At 38.6% G+C, this 25,779-nt stretch carries 21 protein-coding genes; 11 read left to right on the forward strand and 10 right to left on the reverse strand.

The window, feature by feature from the left end; genetic code table 11:
* The first annotated feature begins 33 nt into the window (after positions 1–33).
* Both J0A69_RS14110 and J0A69_RS14115 read left to right on the forward strand, forming a co-directional pair.
* A complete protein-coding gene (locus J0A69_RS14110) occupies positions 34–2,652 on the forward strand; it encodes a DNA gyrase/topoisomerase IV subunit A (protein WP_206587254.1) in 2,619 nt (872 codons plus the stop codon).
* Positions 2,652–3,353: a TrmH family RNA methyltransferase gene (locus tag J0A69_RS14115; protein ID WP_206587255.1), complete on the forward strand. Its 702-nt coding sequence runs from the start codon at positions 2,652–2,654 to the stop codon at positions 3,351–3,353. The genes J0A69_RS14110 and J0A69_RS14115 overlap by 1 nt, the downstream gene beginning before the upstream one ends.
* 6 nt (positions 3,354–3,359) lie before the next feature.
* Here J0A69_RS14115 and J0A69_RS14120 read toward each other — a convergent pair whose 3' ends face one another.
* The 3 genes from J0A69_RS14120 to pckA all read right to left on the reverse strand — a co-directional run bounded on the left by J0A69_RS14120 (position 3,360) and on the right by pckA (position 6,203).
* Positions 3,360–3,959 carry a hypothetical protein gene (locus J0A69_RS14120; RefSeq protein ID WP_206587256.1) on the reverse strand — a complete coding sequence of 200 codons (600 nt, stop codon included), beginning with the start codon at positions 3,957–3,959 and terminating at the stop codon, positions 3,360–3,362.
* A gap of 112 nt (positions 3,960–4,071) precedes the next feature.
* Positions 4,072–4,506, reverse strand: coding sequence for a peptidylprolyl isomerase (locus tag J0A69_RS14125; RefSeq protein WP_206587257.1), 435 nt, complete (start codon positions 4,504–4,506; stop codon positions 4,072–4,074).
* 122 nt (positions 4,507–4,628) lie between these two features.
* The gene (gene pckA, locus J0A69_RS14130) at positions 4,629–6,203 is read right to left on the reverse strand and encodes a phosphoenolpyruvate carboxykinase (ATP) (protein ID WP_236032943.1); all 1,575 of its coding nucleotides are present in this window, start codon (positions 6,201–6,203) and stop codon (positions 4,629–4,631) included.
* A gap of 375 nt (positions 6,204–6,578) precedes the next feature.
* Here pckA and J0A69_RS14135 point away from each other — a divergent pair, with 375 nt between their 5' ends.
* Positions 6,579–8,078, forward strand: a complete 1,500-nt coding sequence (locus J0A69_RS14135) for a peptide MFS transporter (protein ID WP_236032944.1) — start codon at positions 6,579–6,581, stop codon at positions 8,076–8,078.
* A gap of 31 nt (positions 8,079–8,109) precedes the next feature.
* Here J0A69_RS14135 and J0A69_RS14140 read toward each other — a convergent pair whose 3' ends face one another.
* The 3 genes from J0A69_RS14140 to tyrS all read right to left on the reverse strand — a co-directional run bounded on the left by J0A69_RS14140 (position 8,110) and on the right by tyrS (position 11,680).
* Entirely contained in the window at positions 8,110–9,534 is a 1,425-nt protein-coding gene (locus J0A69_RS14140) for an amidohydrolase family protein (RefSeq protein ID WP_206587260.1), read from the reverse strand.
* A gap of 4 nt (positions 9,535–9,538) precedes the next feature.
* Positions 9,539–10,237: a TetR/AcrR family transcriptional regulator gene (locus J0A69_RS14145; RefSeq protein WP_206587261.1), complete on the reverse strand. Its 699-nt coding sequence runs from the start codon at positions 10,235–10,237 to the stop codon at positions 9,539–9,541.
* A 150-nt stretch (positions 10,238–10,387) separates the two neighbouring features.
* A complete protein-coding gene (tyrS, locus tag J0A69_RS14150; protein ID WP_206587262.1) occupies positions 10,388–11,680 on the reverse strand; it encodes a tyrosine--tRNA ligase in 1,293 nt (430 codons plus the stop codon).
* 192 nt (positions 11,681–11,872) lie between these two features.
* On the opposite strand from tyrS, the gene J0A69_RS14155 reads away from it, so the two are divergent.
* Positions 11,873–15,112: a S41 family peptidase gene (locus tag J0A69_RS14155; protein WP_206587263.1), complete on the forward strand. Its 3,240-nt coding sequence runs from the start codon at positions 11,873–11,875 to the stop codon at positions 15,110–15,112.
* A 68-nt stretch (positions 15,113–15,180) separates the two neighbouring features.
* Here J0A69_RS14155 and J0A69_RS14160 read toward each other — a convergent pair whose 3' ends face one another.
* Both J0A69_RS14160 and J0A69_RS14165 read right to left on the reverse strand, forming a co-directional pair.
* On the reverse strand, positions 15,181–15,510 hold the full coding sequence (locus tag J0A69_RS14160) for a BlaI/MecI/CopY family transcriptional regulator (protein ID WP_206587264.1): 330 nt from the start codon (positions 15,508–15,510) through the stop codon (positions 15,181–15,183).
* Between the two features lie 173 nt (positions 15,511–15,683).
* Entirely contained in the window at positions 15,684–16,433 is a 750-nt protein-coding gene (locus J0A69_RS14165; RefSeq protein ID WP_206587265.1) for an acyl-CoA desaturase, read from the reverse strand.
* Positions 16,434–16,575: 142 nt separating this feature from the next.
* Here J0A69_RS14165 and J0A69_RS14170 point away from each other — a divergent pair, with 142 nt between their 5' ends.
* Positions 16,576–16,941 (forward strand): phage holin family protein, encoded by a 366-nt coding sequence (locus tag J0A69_RS14170; protein ID WP_206587266.1) that lies wholly within the window; start codon positions 16,576–16,578, stop codon positions 16,939–16,941.
* Here J0A69_RS14170 and J0A69_RS14175 read toward each other — a convergent pair.
* Positions 16,924–17,361 (reverse strand): AlbA family DNA-binding domain-containing protein, encoded by a 438-nt coding sequence (locus J0A69_RS14175; protein WP_206587267.1) that lies wholly within the window; start codon positions 17,359–17,361, stop codon positions 16,924–16,926. The two genes, J0A69_RS14170 and J0A69_RS14175, sit on opposite strands and share 18 nt — an antisense overlap.
* 95 nt (positions 17,362–17,456) lie before the next feature.
* Here J0A69_RS14175 and J0A69_RS14180 point away from each other — a divergent pair, with 95 nt between their 5' ends.
* The 5 genes from J0A69_RS14180 (at position 17,457) to J0A69_RS14200 (ending at position 22,418) form a co-directional block, all read left to right on the forward strand.
* A complete protein-coding gene (locus tag J0A69_RS14180; protein ID WP_206587268.1) occupies positions 17,457–18,023 on the forward strand; it encodes a hypothetical protein in 567 nt (188 codons plus the stop codon).
* 55 nt (positions 18,024–18,078) lie between these two features.
* Complete coding sequence (locus J0A69_RS14185) at positions 18,079–18,981, forward strand: histone deacetylase family protein (protein WP_206587269.1); 903 nt, start codon at positions 18,079–18,081, stop codon at positions 18,979–18,981.
* Positions 18,982–19,079: 98 nt separating this feature from the next.
* The gene (locus J0A69_RS14190) at positions 19,080–19,679 is read left to right on the forward strand and encodes an OmpH family outer membrane protein (protein ID WP_317194871.1); all 600 of its coding nucleotides are present in this window, start codon (positions 19,080–19,082) and stop codon (positions 19,677–19,679) included.
* Between the two features lie 100 nt (positions 19,680–19,779).
* Positions 19,780–20,751: a deoxyhypusine synthase family protein gene (locus J0A69_RS14195; protein ID WP_206587270.1), complete on the forward strand. Its 972-nt coding sequence runs from the start codon at positions 19,780–19,782 to the stop codon at positions 20,749–20,751.
* Between the two features lie 17 nt (positions 20,752–20,768).
* Positions 20,769–22,418 (forward strand): OmpA family protein, encoded by a 1,650-nt coding sequence (locus tag J0A69_RS14200; protein ID WP_206587271.1) that lies wholly within the window; start codon positions 20,769–20,771, stop codon positions 22,416–22,418.
* A 37-nt stretch (positions 22,419–22,455) separates the two neighbouring features.
* On the opposite strand, the gene J0A69_RS14205 is transcribed toward J0A69_RS14200, so the two are convergent.
* Positions 22,456–23,913: a Gfo/Idh/MocA family protein gene (locus J0A69_RS14205; protein ID WP_206587272.1), complete on the reverse strand. Its 1,458-nt coding sequence runs from the start codon at positions 23,911–23,913 to the stop codon at positions 22,456–22,458.
* A gap of 210 nt (positions 23,914–24,123) precedes the next feature.
* Here J0A69_RS14205 and J0A69_RS14210 point away from each other — a divergent pair, with 210 nt between their 5' ends.
* Positions 24,124–25,719 carry a beta-N-acetylhexosaminidase gene (locus J0A69_RS14210; protein WP_206587273.1) on the forward strand — a complete coding sequence of 532 codons (1,596 nt, stop codon included), beginning with the start codon at positions 24,124–24,126 and terminating at the stop codon, positions 25,717–25,719.
* The last annotated feature ends 60 nt before the right edge of the window (positions 25,720–25,779 follow it).

Consider the following 25,779-nt stretch of genomic DNA (forward strand, 5'->3'; position numbering starts at 1 on the left):
AATTCATTGACCGGAATAAATAGGAATTAATACATGAGTGAAGAAAACGATTTACACAAGGAAGGAGATGAAAGCTTACACGGTTCGGTGCCCGTTACCGGGATGTATAAGGACTGGTTTCTTGATTATGCTTCCTATGTTATCCTAGAACGTGCCGTTCCAGCCATCGAAGATGGATTGAAACCTGTCCAGAGAAGGATCCTTCACGCGATGAAGGAAATGGATGATGGGCGATTCAATAAAGTCGCAAACATCATTGGACAGTCTATGCAATACCATCCCCATGGAGATGCCTCTATTGGTGATGCGATTGTAAATATCGGACAGAAAGACTTGCTCATTGAAACTCAGGGTAACTGGGGTGATGTACGTACTGGTGACCGTGCTGCCGCTGCAAGATATATTGAAGCGAGACTTTCCAAGTTTGCGCTAGAAGTAGTATTTAATCCTCAAACTACCGAATGGCAGCTTTCCTATGATGGGAGAAAGCGTGAACCAGTCACACTTCCAGTAAAATTCCCATTGCTACTTGCCCAAGGAGTAGAAGGGATTGCGGTAGGTCTTTCAACCAAAATCCTTCCTCATAACTTCATTGAGTTGATCGAAGGATCCATAGAAGTACTAAAAGGCAATCCAACCAATGTGCTTCCTGATTTTATAACAGGAGGCTTAGCTGACTTTTCTGAATACAATGGAGGACAAAGAGGAGGAAAAGTAAAGGTTAGAGCAAAAATTGAAGAAGAGGATAGTAAGACAATATTAATCAAAGAGATACCATACGGTACAACTACTGATTCTTTGATTGATTCGATCTTGAAAGCTAATGATAAAGGCAAAATCAAGATCAAGAAAGTTGTTGATAATACTGCTAAGGATGTTGAAATAGCCATCCAGTTAGCTCCTGGTGTTTCCCCCGATGTGACCATTGATGCACTCTATGCATTCACGGATTGTGAGGTTTCAATATCTCCCAATGCCTGTGTAATCATTGAGGATAAGCCGGTTTTCTTGAATGTCAATGATATTCTGGCTTTTAATACCAAGCAAACCAAAGCTCTTCTCAAAAGAGAATTGGAAATCCGGAAAGCTGAGCTGATGGAAAAATTGCTTTTCTCTTCTTTGGAAAAGATTTTCATCGAAAACCGAATCTACCGAGACATCGAGGAATGTACGACTTGGGAAGGGGTTTTAGAAGCTATTGACAAAGGACTTGAACCTTTTAAACCGGATTTCTACAGGGAGATTGTTCAGGAAGATTTGATTCGATTAACTGAAATTAGAATCAAGAGAATTTCAAAATTCGATGCTTTCAAAGCAGATGAATTGATGAGAAAGCTTCAGGAAGAGTTGAAAGAAGTCAATTACAACTTGAAGCATCTGACAGATTACGCGATCAAATATTACCAAAACCTTTTGACCAAATACGGAAAGGGAAGGGAGCGTAAAACAGAAATCAGAGCATTTGATACGATTCAGGCCAATGTCGTGGCGGCAAATAATGCCAAACTTTATGTAAACAGAGCTGATGGCTTTGTTGGTACTGGTTTGAAAAAGGATGAATTTGTTTGCGACTGTTCTGACTTAGATGATATCATCGTCATTCGGAAAGACGGGAAATGCATGGTTTCCAAGATCCAGGAAAAGAATTTCATGGGTAAGGATATTCTCCATGTGGCTGTTTTCAGGAAAGGCGATGAGCGCATGGTTTATAACCTGATTTACCTGGATGGAGGTTCTGGCAGGGCAATGGTTAAACGTTTCCAAGTCCTTGCAGTCACCCGGGATAAGGAATATGATCTTACCAAAGGAAGCAAAGGCTCTAAGGCTATGTATCTGACCGCCAATCCAAATGGTGAGGCAGAAATAGTAACTGTTTATCTGACTCAAGGTGCCAAAGCAAGAGTAAAAGTATTTGATTTTGACTTTGCAACAATTGAAATCAAAGGGAGGGGAGCAGGAGGAAATATTCTGACTAGATACCCTGTCAGAAAAATCCAGCTAAAAATGGAAGGTGTTTCCACTTTAGGTGGTCTAGATATTTACTATGATCCTGTGGTAGGAAGGTTGAATACAGATCAGCGTGGTAACCTAATTGGTAATTTCCTTGGCGAAGATCGAGTTCTGGTTTGCTATAAGAGTGGAGACTATGAACTGACGACTTTTGAATTGACCAATCGATATGAGCCTTCAGAGGTTTTGTTGATTGAGAAATTTGTTCCTGAAAAGGTAGTTTCTGCAATCTATTACGATGGAAGCAGCAAAACCTATTATGTCAAGAGATTCCAGATTGAGACTACAACCCTGAACAAGAAATTCAACTTCATCACCGACCATAAGCAGTCTTATCTAAAATTGGTTTCCACTGAGAAACAACCTCAAGCATCTGTTACACTTGTAAAAGGAAAAGAAGAAGAGGTAATGGAGTACGATTTGGATATGCTGATTGATGTAAAAGGGTGGAAGGCTATCGGCAATAAGTTGAGCACTTACCAAATCAAAAATCTAAGCTTAATAGAATCCAAAAAAGCTGTTGAAGAAAGTGAGGAAGATGGAGAGGAGAGTGATGAGGATGACGATGAACAAATTGAAGTTGGGAAAACTATCGATCTATCAGTTAAGAAAGACGATGAAGAGCAATTAGGTTTGTTTTAATGGATCAGGATTTTTCCAATGATATTGAGCAGGGACTAATAAACTATTTGGGGCAATATGTGACCGCACATAAAAAGCGTGTGATGGAAAACGTATTGTCCCAAAGAACCCGATTTTTTACAGTGGTACTTGAGAATATTTTTAAACCTCATAATGCCAGTGCTGTACTGCGAACATGCGATTGTTTTGGTATTCAGGATGTGCATGTCATTGAGAAAACTCAGGTTTATAAAATCAATCCATTTGTAACTCGAGGAGCATCGCAATGGGTAGACCTTTACAAATACCACCAGCCAGAGAATTCAGGTGTTCAAGAATGCTTCGAAACACTTCGAAATAAAGGATATAAAATATTTGGAACTAGCCCTGAGGCCAACTCAATTCCTTTGGATCAATTAAACCCCAACGAAAAAATTGCTTTGGTTTTTGGGAATGAGCATGAAGGAATCAGCGAGGAAGTAAAGCAATTAGCTGATGGTTTGGTGCATATTCCGATGCATGGCTTTACCGAGAGTTTCAATATCTCTGTTGCGGCATCTTTATTTTTGCATGATTTAATCCAGCGAGCTGACAAATCGAAAATCCCTGATTTTTATTTATCTGATAAAGAAAAAAAAGAAATCAGGCTACAGTGGTATAGATCTGTTGTGAAAAATTCAGAGATCCACGAGAAAGTTTTTAGAGACTCAATCAGTAAATAAAGTTCTCTAGTTCTTTTGGAAAATGGATTTTACTTGTTCTCCAAAAGATGCTTTTTCAGGCTGCTTTTTAGCTCTTTTTCGCTGTCTTTGGCGCTTTTTCTGTTCCTTGCTTTTCACTAAGACTGTCCTGGCTGAGAACCCAACCTGTCCTCTGAAGAATTCTTCTCTTCCGGAAATGTTGAAGTTTGGCTTGTAATCCAGGGACAAAACGGTGTTTGCAATGGTGAATTCAATCCCTCCAATTGCCTCAATCCCAGTTGTATTGTTGCCATAAGTATGGACGATTTCCTTGCTTGCTTCATTTTTCATAAAGCTTTCTTCCTTTCCAAAGGAAATCCCAGCACCGAGGTAATAATTGAATCTTTTTGAGATTATAGGTCTGTGCTTTTCTAGCAAAAGACTTAGACTGGAGTTTCTTGCAAAATCAGTTTGTAAGATTCCTTCTATACTTGTTCGCTCTAAGATTCTTTGCTGGAAAGTGATCCCAACTTGTCTGCTCAAATTATTGTTGCCAAGTCGGATTCCTACTGCGTTTCCATATCGCTGAGAAAAAGAATTTTGGAATAAAAAAACACAGCACGTGAGTAGTAGTAATTTTTTTAGCATTTCAGAATTGTGATTGGAAATGCCAATTGACCAATAACTATTCCATTCTCTCAAAAAATCCGGAATACCTGAAAAAAATAAACCCTCCAATTAATTTGGAGGGCTCTGATTATTATTCGCTTACGACTATTTTCTCGATTTTGTCACCTGCTCGGATCGCGTCAATGACGTCCAATCCTTCCACTACTTTACCAAAGCAAGTATGGTTTCTGTCTAAATGAGCGGTATTATCTCTACTGTGGCAGATAAAGAACTGTGATCCACCTGTGTTTCTTCCTGCATGAGCCATGGAAAGCACACCTCTGTCGTGGTATTGATTGTCACCATCCAATTCACATTTGATTTTATAACCTGGTCCACCAGCTCCGTTTCCGATTGGGCATCCTCCTTGAATTACAAAATTTGGGATTACACGGTGAAAAGTCAGTCCGTCGTAAAAGCCTTTATTCGATAAATCAATAAAATTCTGAACTGCAATAGGAGCATCCTTCTCATAGAATTCCACCTTCATAGTTCCTTTTTCTGTTATAATTTCTGCTGTTCTCATTATTTAAAGTTTAATAAAATGTATTGGACTCAGTTTAATTAAAAATGGGAATGCAAAAATACAAGATTAATTGAATAATACCGTGATAAAATAAAAGGGAGATTATAATCTCCCTTTAAAAATTAACCTAGAATAGGAGCTCCTTCCATTATATCCGGAGTTGCATAATCTTTAAACTGCTCAAAATTTTTCACAAAAGATTCAGCAAGATCTTTTGCCTGAAGATCATAATCCTCAGGGTTTTTCCAGGTATTTCTTGGATTAAGGATTTCTGATGGCACTCCTTCACATGTTTTCGGCATTTGAAAACCAAATATCGGATGCTTTTCAAAAGATACTTGCTCCAATTTATCTTCTAGAGCTGCAGATATCATGGCACGGGTATAGGATAATTTCATTCTTGATCCGATCCCATAAGGTCCACCGGTCCAACCTGTATTGATCAACCAGACATTGACTTCTTGTTTTTCCATTTTTTCACCAAACAATGAAGCGTAAGTTGCAGGATGAAGTGGCAAAAATGCCGCACCAAAACAGGCTGAAAATGTCAATTTTGGCTCAGTCACACCCATTTCAGTACCAGCTACCTTTGCTGTGTAGCCTGAAATAAAATGGTACATGGCCTGGCTTTTATTCAATTTTGAAATAGGCGGAATCACTCCAAATGCATCAGCAGTTAGGAAAAAGATGTTTTTTGGAATACCTCCCAAAGAAGGAATCTTTGCATTTGAAATATGATGAATAGGGTAGGCTGTCCTTGTATTCTCTGTAACTGATTTATTTGCATAGTCGACTTCTCGGCTTCCGGGCATAAATCTGGTGTTTTCCACAATGGCTCCAAACCGAATAGCATCCCAGATTTCTGGCTCTTTTTCCCGACTAAGATCAATTACTTTGGCATAACAGCCACCTTCGAAATTAAAAATTCCTGAATCCGTCCAGCCATGCTCATCATCACCGATTAGATTTCTATTTGGATCTGCTGATAATGTGGTTTTTCCAGTTCCGGATAATCCAAAGAAAATAGCTGTGTCACCACTTTTGCCAATATTAGCGGAGCAGTGCATGGAAAGAATGCCTTTTTCATGAGGCAAGAGAAAATTTAATACTGAGAAAATCCCTTTTTTCATTTCACCTGCATAGGCTGTACCACCAATCAGGATCATTCTTTTACTCAAATTAAGGATGGCAAAATTGGAATTGCGCGTTCCATCTAACGCAGGATCAGCCTGAAATTCCGGAGCACAGATTATCGTAAAATCAGGTTCAAAAGACTTTAATTCATCTTTCTCAGGCCTAATAAACATATTATGACAAAAAAGATTATGCCATGCAAGCGTATTATATACCCTGATTTTTAAACGATGATTTGGATCCGCTCCAGCATAAACATCCCGAATAAAGAGATCTTTTTGGCTAAGGAAATACTTCATTTTCTCCGCAAGCTGATCAAACTTCTTAGAATCAAAAGGGATGTTAATGTCACCCCACCAGACAGATTTTTCTGTTTTTTCATCTAAAACAATAAATCTGTCTTTAGGTGATCTTCCGGTAAATTTTCCGGTGTCAGCCATTAAGGCTCCGGTAGATGTAAGCTTACCCTCATTTCTTTCCAGTGACTGTTCAATAAGTTCTGCTGGACTAAGGTTGAAATAAGTGGATCCAGTGGTTCTAATCTCTTTTAGAACTTTTGGCATTTTGGGTTTTTCCAGAACGCTGTTCTGCATATACAATTTGGGTTTACTAACTGAAATAAGTCTTCACAAAAGTAAGCAAAAGGGGAGAAAATAAAATCAAAAATGTGCGAAATTTGGCTTTTCAATCGATTACGAATAAAAATCAATAAAATATTTGGTTGAGTAAAAATAACATGATGGATATCAGTTATTAACCCAAAAAAAATGTGTAAGACAATCCGGTTTTGAGAAGCCACTTATCAAGATTCTTGGTAAAAAGTCCCAAAAACGATTATCATTGTAAATTAAATATTCACCCAAATAGATAACTCCTTGGAAAAACAACTTACTCCGGAATTTGAAGGACCTACGGTTTTTGGTCACCCAAAAGGTTTGATGACCTTGTTTTTTACCGAAATGTGGGAGCGCTTCAGCTATTATGGCATGCGTGCTTTGCTCATTTTATTTATGACAAAAACTATCGCCGATGGAGGCTTAGGTTTTGATGATACTACTTCTGGAGCCATCTATGGTTTGTATACAATGGGAGTTTACTTATTGGCTTTGCCAGGAGGTTGGTTAGCTGACCGACTTTTTGGATTGAAAAAATCAGTTTGGTATGGAGGGATCATTATTGCGATTGGGCACTTTATGATGGCAGTTCCGGGTGTTATGTCCCTAGTAGAAGGAAACCAAGGACCAAAAACATCTCTTACTTCTCTAGATACTTCCACTTTCTTCCTGGGATTGATCTTAATCGTACTAGGTACAGGATTGCTTAAACCAAATATCAGCTCGATAGTAGGTCAATTGTATCCGAAAGGAAGCACCAAACGAGATGCAGGATTCTCAATTTTCTATATGGGAATCAACTTAGGTGGTTTTATTGCACCTATTGCTTGTGGAACTTTGGCCACTTATGACATGCATTTAGGCTTTGGATTAGCAGGTTTTGGGATGGTTTTGGGATTGATCCAGTATAAATTGACTGCTAAAAACATTGAACAATATGGTGAGCCTCCTGTCGTAGAAACTCCAAGTGAAATTGAAAGTCAAAAGAAACTAAAATCATCTGTCGCTTGGATAGGAGTAGGCTTGGTAGCGATTTTGGCTGTACTTTTTATGGGAGTAATTCCAATTAATGTTTCAGCCATTGCAGGTGCTTCAGGTACTGTTATTGCCTTAGTTGCTTTTGGCTATTTAGGTTATGTGATCGCTTTTGGTGGATTGAGTAAATCAGATAAAAATAAAGTTGGTGTAATCGCAATCCTGTTTCTTTTCTCTGCCATGTTCTGGTCAGGTTTTGAGCAGGCTGGTTCCACTTTAAACTTGTTTGGCGAAAGATTTACAGATCGTACAGTTTTCGGATGGGAGATTCCTGCCAGTTATTTCCAATCCATTAATTCCCTATTCATTATCATTTTTGCTCCTTTCTTTGGTGCGCTTTGGGTATGGCTGGGTAGAAGAAACTTGGAACCAAGTTCTCCTTTGAAATTTACTTTTGGCCTATTGCTATTAGGTCTTGGATTCTTTGTGATGTATTTCGCAGCCAAGATCGCTGCCTCAGGTGATTTGGCAGCTCCTACTTGGCTAATTATGACTTACATGCTTCATACCTTTGGAGAACTGAGTTTGTCGCCTGTGGGCTTGAGTTTGGTTACCAAGCTTGCTCCCAATGGATATGGCGGTCAAATGATGGGTATTTGGTTCCTTTCTGTTGCTTTGGGTAATCTGATCGCTGGTTTGATTGCTGGAGAGGCTAGTGGGGGTTCAGAAGAGGCTTTGGCGCAAATGCCAGATCAATACATGCTAATCGTTTACACAGTTGTAGGTTCTGCAGTATTGCTCTTCCTGCTCAAACCAATTATTAAAAAGATGATGGGTGAAGTTCACTAATAAAGTAAAAGGATGCCATTGGCATCCTTTTTTATTTTCCTTCTTTTTCAGCAACCCAATTCTTAATTTCGAGAAGCATTTGATCTAATTTATTTCGATCTAAAAGTTGTCCGTCTTTGATGACGTCTTGAATGGTTAATGTAGCCTTAATGTCTTCTAGAGGGTTTGCATTTAATAGAATTAGGTTTGCCTTTTTACCTATTTCAACGCTTCCAAAACTTTTTTCTAACCCAAAATATTCTGGGCCATTAATTACCGAGGCTTCTAATGCTTCTCTCGGGGTCAAACCATATTTCACTAATTGCTGAAGCTCCAAATGGATTGCTAATCCCGGGAAATCATAAGTATTCAAGTAACCTGCATCAGTTCCTGCATAGATTTTCATCCCTGATTCTTTAACCAAGGGGATCAAACTTGCCGTTGCCTCAAAACTGTTTTTTCGGTTTTGCTTGTCCTCAGGTGTATCATTTGCCATCCGCTGAATTCTCCATTGATAGCTTTCTTTCAATTGTGGTCCTAAATAATTCAGGATTGTGTCTTCTCCGAAATTATTTTCATCCAAATAGGCAATGTTGGAACTGATCAATAGGGTAGGAACTACTCCTGTACCCTGAGAAGCCAACTTTTTAAATTTCACCAAAGTCAAGGAATCATCTCGGGTTTCAGCTTGAAGTTTGGAAGCCTCAGTCGCAGTCATGGTTCCATTTCCTCTACCTTCGCTTATTACAGCTTCCATAGGAGTGGTCATCCGCATGAGGTAGCTGAGATGCTCAACAGTTTTTTGCCCTGCCACAGAAACCTGATCAATGGTCAAAGCTGCTGGAATATGCCCTGATACACTCCAACCTCGTTTGCTAGCTCTTTTTACAGCCTCTAGAAATAGCTGAGGTTTTAAAGTATTATCTGTGATTTTAATAAAATCGACTTTCAGCTTTTCCAATGAATCCAGCGCTGCTTCCAACTCTTCCTCTGTTCCAATTTCCAGGTCACCCGGCCAGATTGATTCGATCCCTTCCAATTTGGGTCCAGAAGTCAGGATTTTTGGTCCTAATCTATCTCTAGCATTCATTTCATCTCTCCATTTCAATACATCTAAACTGATGTCACCTGCCGCATCTCTAACTGTTGTGACACCGAAAGCTAAATACAAGGGCAATAGCTGCTCATTTTCATCTACATATTCTGCACCTCCAAAATGAACATGATTATCCCAAAGACCTGGCATCAAAAACTTTCCTTGACCGTTGACTAGGTTTTCACTCTGATATTTTTCCAATATTGAATCGTCACCCAATTCAAAAATTGAATCTCCTTGGATCAGAACTGTCTGATTTGGAATAACCTTGCCTGAAGCAACATCAATTATTGATGTGTTTTGAATAATCAGATCCACCTCAGTTTTCTTCTGGCAGGAAAAAAAAAGGATAGAGATGAATAAAAGCCCTGTAAACCTCATCATTTTAAAATAAGGACCCTTGAACTGTTACTGGCTTAACTGCCTGGATTGTTCCTCTGAGCATGTCTTGCAAAAGCTTCTGAAAACCGGGCTGCCAGTTAGAAGGGTTGATTTTGATTTCTTTGCCTTCATATTCGATAGGCCCCATCATTTTCTCGTAGCCAATAATCATACTCCATACGGTATAAAATGTGATTTCTGGCTGCAATTCCGGACGGACACTTCCATCTTTAATTCCCTGACTCACCATCATCACACCGATTTTTGCTGGCTCATGATGGATTTCCAATAGTTTTTGGAAATGGACTGACTCCAAAATCAAAGGATTGATCTGATCTCGAGTTTCAGGATTATTATACTTTTTCATCAAGTCCAAAAAATTCAAGATAGAATCGTAATAGACTTGATTTTGTTTTGCGAAGGCTGGAATTCGAACCACCAAATCGCTCAGCATTTCCAGTCCATTCTTTCCTTTGGCTCGATAAGCCTCTCGGAATTCATCTTTAAATTGATCAAATGCCTTTTTGGTCAAAGCCATAAAAAGGTCCTCTTTGTTCTTATAATAAAAATAGGTTAGACCTTTACTGATTCCGGCTTTTCTTGCCACATCTTCCATGCGGGTTGCAGTGAAGCCTTTGGTGGTAAAAAGGGAAACAGCGGCATCTAAAATGAGTTTTTCTTTGTTGGTTTTTTCTCCAGCCATGATGATTTATTAGAGTTCTAAAAGCTTAGCCAAAGATATTAAACTTCGGTCAAAACTCCTCTTGAAATCAACTTTGCTTTCAAATTAAAAATAAAAAAAAGGCTTCTAGAATTATCTAAAAGCCTTTTTTATACTCTGACTCTTGGTCAATTATTTCACCTCTACAATGTAGTAGTTTTTCTTTCCCTTCTGAACCAAAAGGTATTTGTCCTGTAGTAATGAGCTGGTTAATACTGCGTTTGGATCACCAATTTTTTCTTTGTTTATACTAACTCCACCACCTTGAATCATTTTTCTTGCTTCTCCTTTTGATGCAAAAATGACACCTTGAGTAGCTTCTCCAAAAAGGTCTAGTATTGATCCAAAGGAGGAATATTCCTCTTTGCTTAATTGGACTTGAGGAACGCCATCGAATACTTGTAGGAAGGTTCTTTCATCCAATGAAGCAAGATCTTCTGTAGATGACTTTCCGAATAAGATCTCGGAGGCTTTTACCGCCATTTCGTAATCTTCCTGACTATGAACCATGATGGTTACATTTTTGGCGATTTCTTTCTGCAGAGTTCTCAAATGAGGAGCTTCAGCATGTTCAGCCTCCAAAGACTCAATGGTTTCTTTATCCAAAGTGGTAAAGATTCTGATATACTTAGAAGCATCTTGATCGGATACATTTAACCAAAACTGGTAGAAAGCATAAGGAGAAGTCTTTTCCGGATCCAGCCACACAGAACCACCTTCTGTTTTACCAAATTTGGTTCCATCAGCTTTAGTAATCAATGGAACAGTCAGTGCATAGGCACTGCCGCTTCCCATTCTTCTGATCAATTCTGTACCGGTAACAATATTTCCCCACTGGTCTGAACCGCCCAATTGGATAGAGCAATTTTCATTCTTCCACAAATGGTAGAAATCGTAGCCTTGAATCAATTGGTAACTGAATTCAGTAAAAGAAAGCCCATTTCCATCCTCTAATCTTCTTTTGACAGAATCTTTGGACATCATGTAGTTGACCGTAATATGCTTTCCTACATCTCTGATAAAGTCCAAAAAGCTGAATTGGGACATCCAATCATAATTGTTTACCAGCTCTGCTTTGTTTGTAGTGCTACCAGAAAAATCAAGAAATTTCGCCAATTGGGATTGGATGCATGAAACGTTATGATCCAAAGTCTCTTTATTCAAGAGGTTTCTTTCAGCCGATTTGAAAGAAGGGTCACCGATCATACCAGTGGCTCCTCCGACTAATGCAAAAGGCTTGTGCCCAGATCTTTGAAAGTGCAATAAAGTCATCACGCCAACCAAGTGGCCAATATGTAAAGAATCCGCAGTAGGATCGAAGCCCAAGTATGCAGAAGCCATTCCTTTTGACAAATGTTCTTCTAATTCAGGGGTCATATCCTGAAGCATGCCTCTCCAGCGTAATTCTTCTATAAATGAGTTCATCTAAATCTTCTAATTTTTTCGAGTGGCAAATATAGCTTTCCAGATTGAAGCAAGGAAGAAAAGAAGAATGGAATCCAGATATTTTAAAGAATAAGAAAGTCAACTGTCGAAGAAAACTGTTTCCATTCAAAATATCCTTCTGAATTTGGAGCAAAATTTTTATTTACTTTATAGGCAACCAATTCATTATTTATGAAATCAATAGTTTATTCTTTAACAGCTTTCATTTGCTTGGCCTTTGGTAGTCTTGCCAATGCCCAGGAAACTCCCAAGTGGATGAGGTATCCAGCTATTTCACCCGATGGATCCCAAATAGCTTTTACATTCAAAGGGGATCTGTATTTAGTCTCAAGTACTGGCGGAAATGCAAAACAGATTACTTTCCACGAGGCTCATGATTACAAACCGGTTTGGAGTAAGGATGGGAGACAGATTGCTTTTGCCTCTGATCGATACGGCAATTTTGATGTATTCATTATGGATGCAGCTGGAGGTCCGGCAACTAGGTTAACTTACCATTCCAATGACGAGCAACCATTTGATTTTTCTGCTGATGATCAGCAGGTGATTTTTGGTGCTACACGGATGGATATCGCGGAGCACAGACAATATCCTACAGGTTCTCAACCGGAATTGTATCAAGTCCCTAGGAAAGCAGGGGGAGTAGATCAGATCTGGACTATTCCAGCTGAATATGTCCAGACAAATGGTGATGGTTCAAAACTTATCTACCATGATAAAAAAGGTGGGGAAAATGAATGGAGAAAGCACCATGAATCTGGGATCGCTAGAGACATCTGGATATATGATGCCAAGGCAAATTCTCATACCATGTTGACCAAATTTTATGGTGAAGACAGAAACCCGGTTTTTTCACCTGATGAGTTAGAAATCTATTATTTAAGCGAGCAAAATGGCAGTTTTAATGTTTTTGCAATGCCGGTATCCGACCCAAGTAAAGCAACTGCTTTGACTTCTTTCGAAGGATTCCCTGTTCGATTTTTGACCATCTCTAAAAATGGCTTGATGAGCTTTGGGTATGATGGAGAATTATACACAATGAAAAAAGGGGAGACTCCAAAGAAACTAGAGGTATCCATTCAGACTCAGGCTATCAGCAATCCAGATTCATTTATTGCCATCAATGGTGGCGTTAGGGAAATGGCTATATCACCAAATGGAAAAGAAATCGCATTTATTGCCAGAGGAGAGGTTTTTGTTACCTCAGTGGATGGTTCTTTGACCAAAAGAATCACTAATACTCCAGAACAAGAGAGTTTTGTGGAGTTTTCTCCTGATGGTAAATCAGTGACCTATTCCAGTGAAAGAAATGGAAAATGGAGTATTTATTCTTCTAAAATAGTTCGTGAGGAAGAACCTTTTTTCTTTGCGTCTACCTTGATCAAAGAAGAGCCGCTTATTTCCCAAGAAGTCGATTCTTATGTGGGAAAATATTCACCTGATGGAAAGAAAATCGCTTTTGTTTCGGATAGAAGATATTTGAAGGTGATGGATATAGCTTCCAAAGAGCTTGTGACGCTTTTGACTCCGGAGCAATTATTTCACATGAGAGATGGGGATCAATACTTTACTTGGTCGCCAGATAGTAAATGGCTCCTGGCCACTTACAGACCGACGATGGTAAATTCTGAAGTGGTTTTGTTGGATGCCACTGGAAAAGAACCAATGAAAAATTTAACCAAAAGTGGCTATGGTGATAACCAAGCAATTTGGGTGAATGAAGGAAAGCAGATGCTTTGGTTTTCCAACAGAGATGGTTTGAGAAGCTATGCAACAAGTGGTCAGAGTCAAGATGATGTTTATACCTTGTTTTTTGACAAAGAGGCTTGGGATAAATTCAGACTTTCGAAAGAGGATTTTGACTTGATGAAAGAAATTGAGAAGACTCAAAAGAAAGATTCTGATGACAAGTCCAAAACAGACAAAGACGCTAAAGAAGATAAAAAGGAAGTTAAAACTTTGAAGTTTGATTGGGATGGGATAGAAGAAAGAAAAGCCAGACTTACCATTCACTCCTCCAATCTAGGAGATGCAGTCTTATCTAAAGATGGAGAAAAGCTATACTATTTGACAAGTTTCGAAAAGGGAATGAATCTTTGGAGTACAAATCTTCGAACCAAAGAAACTAAACAGGAAATAGCATTAGGAGCTAATTACGGAAGTTTAGCATGGGATAAAGACCAAAAGAATCTGTTCCTACTGTCTAATGGTAGCATTTCGAAAATCAATCCTGAATCCATGAAAAAGGAGAATGTTCAGATTTCAGGAGAAATGACATACGATGCTAATGCTGAACGTGAATACATGTTTGAGCATATCTGGTTAAGGACAAAAGGAATTTTCTACACGCCTGACATGCATGGAGTGGATTGGGAGGCTGCTAAAGTTGATTATGAAAAATACCTTCCAAGTATAGGAAACAGCTATGAGTTTGCTGAGATGATCTCTGAGATGATCGGAGAACTCAATGTATCCCATGCTGGCGCCAGATATTCTAGAAGTATTCCAATGGCAGATGCTACGGCTGCTTTGGGTGTTTTCTGGGATTATGATTTTGATGGAGAAGGAATCAAGATTAAAGAGATTATTGCTGGTGGACCTTTGGATAAATCTGATTTGGAAATTGCTCCGGGTATGGTCATTCAAAAGATTGACGGGGTGACAATTGCAGCCGATCAGGATTATGCAAAATTCTTAAATAGAAAATCTGATAAGTTCACCTTGTTGGATATTCTGGATCCCGCAAAAGGCACTTCTAAACAAATAACTGTTAAGCCGATTTCCTTGGGAGCAGAAAATCAATTGCTTTACAAAAGATGGGTAAAGAAGAACCAAGAGGAAGTTACAAAACTAAGCGATGGCAAACTAGGCTATGTGCACATACCTGGAATGAGCGATGGGCCTTATAGAAATGTCTACGAAGAAATGATGGGTAAATATCATGATACTGAAGGAGTCATTGTAGACACGAGATTTAACGGTGGGGGAGATTTGGTAGCTGATTTGGCGATGTTCTTTACAGGTGAAAAGTTCTTGACTTATGCCACTGAAGCCAAAGAAGTAGGATATGAACCAACTGCACGATGGACGAAACCTACTTTGGCAATGTTTAATGAAGCAAATTATTCAGATGGGCATTGTTTTGCCTGCGGTTATACTGATTTAGGGATTGGAAAAACAGTTGGTATGCCGACTCCTGGAACCTGTTCTTTTGCCGGATGGGAAGGTTTACCTGATGGAGGAAGATGGGGAGCTGTTCCAATTTCTGCTAAGAATAAAGCTGGAGAATGGCTGGAGAACAATGAAACAAAACCTCAGTTTGAAGTAAAAAATATGCCGGGTAAAATCGATAAAGGAATTGATCAGCAATTAGAAAAGGCTGTCGAGGAACTTTTGAAAGATGTGAATTAATTAATCTGGTAGATATAGACATAAAAAAACCTGACTTGAATAAGTCAGGTTTTTTTTGAGTAATAATCTTATTGATATTCTTTAGTGTTTAATGTTTCATCATTCTTGAAGAATGAAGTCATTTTTCCAAAAGAATTCTCAAAGTATCCTTCAAGCATTTTCTTGATAATGAATGTTCTATACTCATCCTTAGAGACAATCGGGAAATACTCATGGCTCTTTCCATAAGACTTGTGACTTACAAATCCTTTTCTTTCCAAAATTCTAACAATAGTGGACACAGTATTGTAGGCTGGCTTGGGCTCAGTCATAGGTGTTAGGATATCCTTCACGAATCCGCGTTCAATATCCCAGAGGATTTGCATTATTTCCTCTTCTGCTCTAGTTAATGGTTTCATAAAATTTTAGGCGTTAAGTTTAAATCGGAAGAAAATTATTCGTTTAGTTTCACAAAAGCAAAAAATAGTTGAGTTAAATTCTAAAATATCTCCAAGATAAAGTCAATTAATCCAAGAAACCACCTCTGAATAATGCAAAAAAAAGCCGCTACTAGGCGGCTTTTTGTGTTTTTTTAGGATGTCCTTAATTTTATAATTTTCGTGGCATGTAATAGCTTCACTATTGGATAGGTGGGGTCAAACTCATACCATTTGACTGCGAAGTTGGGTCTATTTGGTAATTTGTGGTGGTTGTTTTGGAACAGTTCTCCTAGCATCAAAACGTCTAGCAACAAGCTATTTTTTGATTGATCGTTGTTGTCAAAATTTGCATAGCCATATTTATGACCACTCCAATTTACAATTGCACCATGAACTGGCCCCATCAAGAAATGGATGGGAAGTAAGAAGTACATCCACCAATGTGTTCCTTGCAATTCAAAAACTGAAATGCACAAAACATAAATCAATACATACAATAATCCCCAAGCAACTCGGATATACATGGTGTCTGCAAACTTGTCAAACTTATTCCAATCTGGGATGTCTTTTGAAAATCTATCCTCGGGAGTGAGTTTGAAGCTAAAATAATCATTGTAGATATTTTTGGTCTTCCACATCATAGTAAATAGGTTTTCGGTATGATGGGGGCTATGTGGATCCTTTGGTGTATCAGAATAGGCATGGTGCATTCTGTGTAGAATCGCATAAGCTCTTGGAGACAGGTAAGAACTCCCTTGCCAGATCCAAGTGAATAGATAAAAGAAACGTTCCCAGTATTTGTTCATCACAAACATTTGGTGGGCGGCGTATCGGTGAAGGAAGAAACTCTGGCAAAACAGGGAGAAATACCAGTGTAACAGAAAGAAGATAATTATAATCACTAGCTGTAGGTTTAAAATTGACTGCACAAATATAAGGCACTCAGAAGAAAAAAAGTTTATTTTTATTTAATTGGGAACAAGGAGAGGATATGATAAAAATCAGTTTTCATCCTTTTTTTGATTAAAAAACCTAAATTTTCTCATGGAAAACTCAAATGCAGCTAGTTCTTTCTTGGTTAAAATACTTTTAGGCGGTATTTCTGTCTTAATTGCTGAATTCCTGATTCCGGGGGTTCATGTGGATAATTTCATGACAGGATTCCTTCTTGCCGCAGTAATTATTCTGATTAATCTTACAATCAAACCTATTTTGATTGTATTGACCTTACCAATAACACTCATCACCTTGGGTCTCTTTCTTTTGGTAATCAATGCCGCCATGCTTCTTTTAGCTGCCAAGATTATTCCGGGTTTTGAGGTAGATGGTTTTTGGTGGGCTGTATTATTTGCCATTGTTTTGAGCATCATCAATTCACTCTTCGGCAACAAACTAGACTCCAGTAAATAATCTTGTTTGGTCATCCAACCGGATGTAGATTCTGTTGATTCCGGATTTGTCGGGACAAAATATTTTGGGTCCTTCTGATTTTTTTACTTCGACAATTAGAATCCATTTCTCTATTTTCAAAAGAGCAGTTTCTTCATCATCCCATTTAAAGTCATGCATTGCAAGAGAAACTTTGGGTGTGCAGTAATCCTGGTTTGCTTTATCAATCATAAAGCGTTCTTCATCTAAATCAATTCCTATCACTCTTTTTTGATCATTGACACCGATTATCAAAATTCCTCCATCTGTATTTGCCATAGCAGCCAATGTTCGAGCAATCTTAGAGGAGGAGGTAATTTTAAGCTTGAAATCCAGGCTTTTATTTTCTTTGGACTGCAAAATGTTTTTTACAAATTCTTCGCTAAAGATTGTGGATTTCATTTTTTCGTTTAGATTTAGAATGTATATTAATCATCTATTTAGTACTATTGAGTCAAATTATAAAACCAACTAATAGTCTATAAAATTTTTGAACGATGTCAATTGCAAATCCTGGGTTTGATCCTAAAAATATAGAAGAGCTCAAGTCAGAGTTAAAAAAATCAGGTAAATCCTTCAAAATCATCCCTGACGAAGAAAATTCAGACGAATTTGTGAATTTTTATTTTGTAGGTATGTATGAGGGAAAGGAAGTGATCTATGATGCTGCTTTATATACTTTGAGGTTGCATCATGCAAGTGAGGTATATGAAATTGCCGAACATGAAGCAGCGAAGAAATTCCCAAATTTTAATGGCATTTCTTATGAAGAAGATGAGAATGGAAACATGCTACCATTGACAAGTGAGCAAGAAGAAGTTGGCTGGTTTATCACTGAAATGATCATGGAAATGGAGGAAGAGGAGACAGTTAAAGTTCAGGAATTTGTTGACATTGATACGCACCACGACTATGGAATCGGAGTTGATGCTGCATTAAACGTAGAATACGTCGATGATTCAGTGATCCAGAAATTCATCAAGGAATTCAATGATGATACTTTAAAATTAGACGATACTATGTACGCCTTCCAGTCTGAGGAGGAAGACGTAGAAGGGGATTGATAAAGCTTTAGAAAACAATACCAGAATACGCTTGTTTAATTTCAAGCGTTTTTTTATGCTTAAAATTGCCTGGTCACCCATATTCGCTCACCCACTTCCGGAAGGACATCGATTCCCAATGGAAAAATACCTGTTGCTTCCCGAGCAGTTGAAGTATGAGGGAACCGCGACTGAAGACAATTTTTTCGTCCCAGAGGACATGGATGAGAAATGGATTCTGAATACCCATGATTCCGGATATTGGGAGAAACTTAAAAATCTTACTTTATCCAAAAGTGAAATAAGAAAGACCGGATTTCCTTTAAGTGAAGGTCTAGTTAAAAGGGAAGTTCATATCATGTCAGGTTCCATACAAGCTGCTTTATATGCAAAGGAATTTGGTGTGGGAATGAATATAGCTGGCGGGACCCACCATGCTTATGCAGATAGAGGAGAGGGTTTTTGCTTGTTAAATGATTTGGCGATAACTGCTAATTACTTGATAGATCACCAAATCGCTAAGAAGGTATTGATTATAGATTTGGATGTGCATCAGGGAAATGGTACTGCAAGTATCTTTCAAGATAAGCCGGAAGTTTTCACATTCAGTATGCATGGAAAATCCAATTATCCTATGCATAAAGAAAAGTCTGATTTAGACGTAGGCTTACCCGATAAGATTGAGGATGAAGCTTATTTAAAAAAATTAAATGAAAGTCTAGATTTGATTCTAGGCTCATTTACGCCCGACTTTATTTTGTATCAATCGGGAGTAGATATTTTAAAATCCGATAAACTAGGGAGACTTTCTGTTAGTTTGGAAGGTGTGAAAACTAGGGATAAAACGGTTTTGGAACTTGCAAAATCACTTGAAGTACCAATAATGTGCTGCATGGGTGGTGGATATTCTCCAATGATTCGAGATATTATTGAAGCTCATGCTCAGGTATATAGATTGGCTCAGGAAATATATTTTTGAAGAGATTAACTGAAATTAACCCTAGGAAATACAAGTTGCCCTTGCAAAATCAATACTTTCTTTATATTTGCGCCCTTGTCAACAATAATGAATAAAAAGTGAAAAAAGGATTTAAACTGTTCGGAGCGCTAACACTGGCAACTGTGCTTTTCTATAGCTGTAACAAACCAGCTACCCAAACCACTGAAGGAGAAGGATCTACTGCCGCTGCTGCAAGTGGAGATTTGAAAGTGGCTTTTGTTTATACTGATTCTGTAATTAACAAGTATGATTACTTCGTTAAGAAATCTGAAGAGATTACCGAAAAGGGTAAAAAATTCGAAGGTGAATTGCAGAGCAGAGCGCAGGGATTCGAAAGAGAAGTGGCAAACTTCCAGCAGTCTGCAAATAGCATGACTCAAAATCAGGCTTTGGCTAAGCAAGATGAGCTTGGTAAGAAGCAGCAGAACTTAATCACTTACAGAGATAACTTGATGCAAGAGCTTTCTGTAGACGAAGCGAATCTTTACAATGAAGTTTATACTAAGGTTCAGGATTATTTGAAGCAATATGCTGCTGATAACTCTATCGATATCATTCTTTCTTACACTAGAGGTGGAGCTGTATGGTATGCATCTGATGCGATGGATTTGACTGAATCTGTTATCACAGGATTGAACAAGAAATACAACGAATCAGCTACTGATACTGTGAAATAAGTTCTAATTCATTGGAACAAACATAACCCAGCAATTGCTGGGTTTTTTTGTGGTAAAAATTTGGGTAATTTTGGAAGCTTAATATTGAAACAAAAGAAGAATGAAGATCACGGAATTTTTAAAACATAACTACCGTCATTTTAATGCCGCTGCACTTATTGATGCTGCAGAAGGATATAAAACCCATTTAGACAATGGAGGCAAGATGATGGTCACCCTAGCTGGTGCCATGTCTACTGCCGAATTGGGAATTTCACTTGCCGAAATGATCCGACAAGACAAAGTTCAGATCATTACCTGTACAGGTGCTAATCTTGAAGAAGACGTGTTTAATTTGGTAGCGCATGATTATTATGAGCGTATTCCAAATTACAGAGAATTAACCCCGGCTCAAGAGCAGGATTTGGTTGAGCGTCATATGAACAGGGTTACGGATACCTGTATTCCTGAAATGGAAGCAATGAGAAGGATCGAAAATGTGATTTTGGAAGAGTGGGAAAAAGCTGATCAAGCTGGTGAAGCATATTTCCCTCATGAATTCTTCTACAAAATTTTACTTTCAGGAAAGCTAGAAGAGTTTTATCAGATCGATCCAAAAGACAGCTGGTTACTTGAAGCTGCCAAAAAGAACCTTCCTATCATCGTACCAGGATGGGAAGATTCCACCTTGGGTAATATGTACGCAGGACACGTGATTTCTGGTGATATCAAAAATGTGCATACCGTAAAAAGTGGCATTCAATACATGATTTTCTTGGCTGATTGGTACACAAATACTGCAACTGACGAAAGTACAATCGGATTTTTCCAGATTGGCGGGGGAATTGCAGGAGATTTCCCAATCTGCGTGGTTCCAATGCTGCATCAGGATTTGCAAAGAGATAATGTTCCACTTTGGGGGTATTTCTGTCAGATTTCAGATTCCACTACTTCCTATGGTTCCTATTCTGGAGCTGTTCCAAATGAAAAGATCACTTGGGGTAAATTAGGAATCGATACACCGAAGTACATTATTGAATCTGATGCAACAATTGTGGCCCCGCTGGTTTTTGCCATCGTATTGGGTCAATAAAAATGAATAAAAAGAGAATGACATACCTAAAAGCAAGTGGCATGATGCTGCTTGCTTTTTGCTTTTATAGCTTCACTGAAGCTCAGCAATTAAAATCCCTTTCTGGAGCAAATAGCCCTCAGGACGATCAAAATCCTGTTTGGATTGGAGATAATACCCTGCTTTTCAGCCGTGCTTTTCATCCAATGAACTTAGGAGGAGAGACCGATCCCGGGGATATTTGGATGACTCGGAAAAATGATGCAGGTGTCTGGGAGGAAGCCATCCATCGTGCTGATTTGAGTACCGATGGTTATGATTTTGCTTTAGGGTTAGAAGACGTGTTAACCTTGTTGGTCTATCACAAAGGTTCTGGAAGGAATGGATTGTATCAATATTCCAAATTCGGAAAAGACTGGAATTTCTTGAGGCAAGTGAATTTTGAGGGCTTGGAAGAGCTGCAAGGCCAACTTCTTGGAAGAGTTGCAAAAGGAGGTAAACTGATTTTTATCTCTGGAAAAGGAGCTGATACCTATGGTAATGAGGATATTTATGTCAGTGAAAAAATCGGAATAATCGATTGGTCCAAGCCTGTTAATATTGGGTCTGCTATTAATACCAAAGGGCAGGAGATGAGCCCTTACTTTAATCCTAGCACCCAAATGTTGTATTTTGCTTCTAATATGCATCAAGGAGCGTCTGGAAAAGATATTTTTATCTCCAAAAAGACAGGTGAGGGTTGGAAGGAATGGAGCAAACCTGAAAAATGGGAGCAAATCAGTTCCAATGGATCTGAAGTTTCTGTGACTTTCATAAGTGATGAGGAAGTCGTTTGGTCCAGCACTATGAACAGTGATGGTTTTGCTGATTTGATGACCTTTGAAACTCCAATACCATTGGAAATTCCAACAGAATTCTCACCGGCACCACCAGCGATTTCTCCCCCAAAAAAGGCAGTTGCTCCAGTACCAGCCCAAACTCCTCAAACTGAAGTAAAAATTACTTCCTTATATCCTAACACATCGATAGGTAAGCCTGAAATTCAATTAAGCCAATTGGAAAATTTGGCTAATTCAAGTGAATCTCCTAGTAAAGAGATGCCAATTTCTTGGCTTGTCATCGATGCAAAGAATAAAAAGCAATTGGATTTTAACCTTAGCTTTTTCACAGGTTCAGATGAGATAAAGCTTTCTAATTCTGATTCAATTTTGATTTCAACACTTGAAGAAGAGAACGTGGATGAGATTAAAGTGATATCAGAAGGTTTCTTTCCTAAGAAATTGAAATTAAGTGAGTTAAATAGAAATGATAAAACAGTGGTTTTGCTTACAAAGTTGGAAGCTGGAAGCGTAGTTTTACTTGAAAATGTGAACTTTAAGAGAGGAACGGCAGAGCTTGAGGGTGGGCAAACAGAAGAATCTCTTTCTGAACTGGCAGCTTTTCTTTTACAAAACCCCAATGTAAAACTTCGGATCAATGGGCATACGGATGCAGTCGGTGATCCTGGCTTGAACAAAGGTCTTTCTTTGGAACGCGCAAAAAGTGTCAGAGATTATTTGGTAGAAAAGGGAGTTGAATTCGAGAATTTAAGAATATCTGGCTGGGGTGGAACCCGACCTTTGGCTTCTAATGCTACCGAAGCGGGAAGATCAAAAAACAGAAGAGTAGAACTGGAAGTAATCCAATAAAAAAAGGCTTTGAGATAATTCTCAAAGCCTTCATTTTTTAAAGAGAATAACCTTCTCTATAGGTTCGTTTCACAAATTGATTGGCTGGTTCAAAATTAGTGATCTTCATATTTTCACCATCCCAAACAAGTTTAATGCCTCTTCCTGGGTAATCAAACTGGTTAGAATCTCCATCTCTAGCTAATCTGTAATCATAACTTCTGATAGCTAAATTCCCCATCAAAACTGACTCTGTCAAAGGTCCAGCTACTGAGAAAGGAGAACTCAATAAATCATATTCCTTTGAACCATAACCTCCGATACAAGCTTCCACCCAGTTGGCATAGTGACCACCATCACCACCAGGAACCCTATATAATGTTTCTGGAACATTGATGTCCTTGGTTCTTGAAGTAGGAAGTAATTGTGGGTTGATGCCATAAGTGGAGCACATCATTTTACCCTCAGTTCCTTCTATAATTACTCCATTGCCACCATCGCCCATTTGCTCATTTGGCTCTAATTCTTCAGGTCTTGTAGGTTGAATACCACCGTCCATCCAGTGGAATTCCAAGTCTTCTTTTCCTGGTCTATCAAATCTTAAAGTGATATGGGAAGAAGGTGGACAGCTTTCCGGGAAATATCCGCGCTGGAATTCTCCAACATAAACAGAACCTACAGAAGCTTCTGCTGATTTAGGATATCCTAAGCCTAAAACTCTGAATGGAGGCTCCATAATATGACAAGCCATATCTCCTAAAGCTCCTGTGCCATAATCCCACCAGCCTCTCCAGTTAAACGGAACAAGGTTTCCAACATAATCCTTGTATGGGGCAGTGCCCAACCATTTATCCCAATCCAAATCAGCAGGAGGGGTTACTGGTTGATCAGGCCATTTAATTCCTTGTGGCCAAACTGGTCTATTTGTCCAGGTATAAACTTTGGTAGCTTCTCCAATTAAACCGGCGTTGTACCATTCTACCATTTTCCTTACTCCATCTCCAGAAGAACCCTGATTTCCCATTTGGGTAACTACTTTGTATTTTTCTGCAGCTTCTGTAAGCATTCTAGCTTCATAAATATCATGGGATAATGGCTTTTGAACATAGACATGTTTTCCCATTTTCATTGCCATCATGGCAATCACAGCATGCATGTGATCTGGTGTCGAAACAGAAACAGCATCAATATTTGAAGCTTCTTTTTCCAACATTACTCTGTAATCTTTGTAATAAGCTGCTTTAGGATGGGCATCTCTACTTGCCTTTGCTCGGGTATCATCCACATCGCAAAGAGCAACCATGTCTACTTTTCCTGTACTGAAAATTCCTCTCACGTCTCCGCCTCCCATTCCTCCTACACCTACACTGGCAACTCTTAATTTATCGCTAGGAGCTATAAACCCTGGCCCTCCCAATACATGTCTTGGTACTATATAAAATCCAGCTAAGGCAGTAGCTGAAGTTTTCATAAAATCTCTGCGTGAACTAGCAGAGCTCTTTTCTTTTTTGCTCATTGTGTTTTAGGTTATTGAAATCGAAGGATCAAATTAAAAAAAAGGTTACAATTACAATGTTCACCCATCACAAAATGATACTCCCTTTGAAAATTTAATACCAATTTAACAGTAGACTAGTATAATATCAAAGAAGCTTTCCTTATAAATTTGATTTGATGCTCTAAGATTTTTAAAAAAATAGAGTAAGTTTATCCAAAATAATAACCCATGAAAAAATCTATCTTAGGCTTGCTGATTTCCTTGTCAATTTTTGTGATAAGCTGTCAAGCACCTATTTCAAACTTGGATCAGGCAGCAATCATACCATTGCCAAGTTCTATTCAAGCAACATCCGGAGCATTTGAACTCAACTCTTCTTCAAAGATTCAGTTGGTTGGTTCTTCAGAGAACCTTGCAAGCTTAGGAGAAGTCCTTTCATCTAGACTGAAGCCAGCTACAGGTTTTGATTTACCAGTATCAGAAGAGGAAGGTGACATCCAGTTGGTTTTGGAAGGAAATAATGATTCCGAAGATTATGAGATTGAAATAACTGAAGAGAAAGTTACAGTGAAAGCTGATTCCGAAGCTGGAATATTTTATGGGATTCAAACTTTACTCCAGCTCTTTCCTGTGGAAATTGAAAAAGATTCCAAGGTAGAGATGGCTTGGGTAATTCCAGCAGGCATTATCAAAGATTCTCCAGAGTATGATTATAGAGGATCTATGCTGGATGTTGCCAGACATTTTATTGGAGTGGCTGATGTCAAGCATTACATCGATCAAATGGCCAGGTTGAAATTGAACTACTTGCACCTTCATTTGACAGATGATCAAGGCTGGAGAATCGAAATAAAATCTTGGCCTAACCTAACCGCAATTGGCGCACAAACTGAAGTTGGAGGTGGCGAAGGAGGATTTTATACTCAGGAGCAGTATAAAGAAATTGTAGCTTATGCAGCTTCAAATTACATTACTATTGTGCCTGAAGTAGATATGCCTGGACATACCAATGCTGCTTTGGCTTCCTATGGAGAACTTAACCCAGGTGTGAATTTGCCAGATGGAGATTTTAGTACCATGGTTGAAGGCGAAATTGATTTTGATATTTTGGACAAAAATCCACAACCTTCAGAACTTTATACTGGAATTGAAGTAGGATTTTCTACCCTTGCAACCGATAAAGAGATCACTTATCAATTCATAGATGATGTGATTCGAGAAATTTCTGAAATTACCCCAGGACCTTATTTTCATATTGGTGGAGACGAATCTCATGTTACTGAAAAAGATGATTACATCTACTTCGTGGAGAAGGTTCAGGAAATTACAGCAAAATACGGGAAGACAAGTATTGGTTGGGATGAAATCGCCACTACCAAATTGCTTCCTGGAAATGTAGCTCAGTTTTGGGCTTTAGCAGAAAATGCAAAACTAGCCAAGGAACAAGGAAATCAAGTTTTGATGTCACCAGCAAAGAAAGCTTATTTGGATATGCAATACGATTCCACTTCGAGATTGGGTTTACATTGGGCAGCATACATTGAATTAGATTCTGCGTACCTATGGGATCCTGCGAATTATGCTGATGGGATCAGCAAAGAAGATGTTTTTGGCGTAGAAGCTCCTCTATGGACTGAAACGATTACTAATAGAGCAGATATTGAATATATGGTTTTCCCTCGCTTAGCAGCAATTGCAGAGGTAGCTTGGACTCCTGCAGCAAAAAGGGAATGGGCTGGATTTGAAAGAAGGATTGCAGTTCAAGGTAAAAGATGGGACATCAATGGAATCCAGTTTTATAAGTCTCCTAAAGTGGCTTGGTAAAAATGTAATTTATTTCTAGACCCGAGTCCAATTTTCTGACTCGGGTTTTTACTTACCTTT

It is taken from the genome of Algoriphagus pacificus (genome assembly GCF_017254845.1).
In the GTDB taxonomy this organism is placed as follows: Bacteria; Bacteroidota; Bacteroidia; order Cytophagales; family Cyclobacteriaceae; genus Algoriphagus; species Algoriphagus pacificus.

Bases quoted from the DNA above. Each gene is read 5' to 3' on its own strand.
- J0A69_RS14110 (WP_206587254.1), top strand. From the start codon at position 34: ATGAGTGAAGAAAACGATTTACACAAGGAAGGAGATGAAAGCTTACAC.
- J0A69_RS14115 (WP_206587255.1), top strand. From the start codon at position 2,652: ATGGATCAGGATTTTTCCAATGATATTGAGCAGGGACTAATAAACTAT.
- J0A69_RS14120 (WP_206587256.1), bottom strand. From the start codon at position 3,959: ATGCTAAAAAAATTACTACTACTCACGTGCTGTGTTTTTTTATTCCAA.
- J0A69_RS14125 (WP_206587257.1), bottom strand. From the start codon at position 4,506: ATGAGAACAGCAGAAATTATAACAGAAAAAGGAACTATGAAGGTGGAA.
- pckA (WP_236032943.1), bottom strand. From the start codon at position 6,203: ATGCCAAAAGTTCTAAAAGAGATTAGAACCACTGGATCCACTTATTTC.
- J0A69_RS14135 (WP_236032944.1), top strand. From the start codon at position 6,579: ATGACCTTGTTTTTTACCGAAATGTGGGAGCGCTTCAGCTATTATGGC.
- J0A69_RS14140 (WP_206587260.1), bottom strand. From the start codon at position 9,534: ATGAGGTTTACAGGGCTTTTATTCATCTCTATCCTTTTTTTTTCCTGC.
- J0A69_RS14145 (WP_206587261.1), bottom strand. From the start codon at position 10,237: ATGGCTGGAGAAAAAACCAACAAAGAAAAACTCATTTTAGATGCCGCT.
- tyrS (WP_206587262.1), bottom strand. From the start codon at position 11,680: ATGAACTCATTTATAGAAGAATTACGCTGGAGAGGCATGCTTCAGGAT.
- J0A69_RS14155 (WP_206587263.1), top strand. From the start codon at position 11,873: ATGAAATCAATAGTTTATTCTTTAACAGCTTTCATTTGCTTGGCCTTT.
- J0A69_RS14160 (WP_206587264.1), bottom strand. From the start codon at position 15,510: ATGAAACCATTAACTAGAGCAGAAGAGGAAATAATGCAAATCCTCTGG.
- J0A69_RS14170 (WP_206587266.1), top strand. From the start codon at position 16,576: ATGGAAAACTCAAATGCAGCTAGTTCTTTCTTGGTTAAAATACTTTTA.
- J0A69_RS14175 (WP_206587267.1), bottom strand. From the start codon at position 17,361: ATGAAATCCACAATCTTTAGCGAAGAATTTGTAAAAAACATTTTGCAG.
- J0A69_RS14180 (WP_206587268.1), top strand. From the start codon at position 17,457: ATGTCAATTGCAAATCCTGGGTTTGATCCTAAAAATATAGAAGAGCTC.
- J0A69_RS14185 (WP_206587269.1), top strand. From the start codon at position 18,079: ATGCTTAAAATTGCCTGGTCACCCATATTCGCTCACCCACTTCCGGAA.
- J0A69_RS14195 (WP_206587270.1), top strand. From the start codon at position 19,780: ATGAAGATCACGGAATTTTTAAAACATAACTACCGTCATTTTAATGCC.
- J0A69_RS14200 (WP_206587271.1), top strand. From the start codon at position 20,769: ATGACATACCTAAAAGCAAGTGGCATGATGCTGCTTGCTTTTTGCTTT.
- J0A69_RS14205 (WP_206587272.1), bottom strand. From the start codon at position 23,913: ATGAGCAAAAAAGAAAAGAGCTCTGCTAGTTCACGCAGAGATTTTATG.
- J0A69_RS14210 (WP_206587273.1), top strand. From the start codon at position 24,124: ATGAAAAAATCTATCTTAGGCTTGCTGATTTCCTTGTCAATTTTTGTG.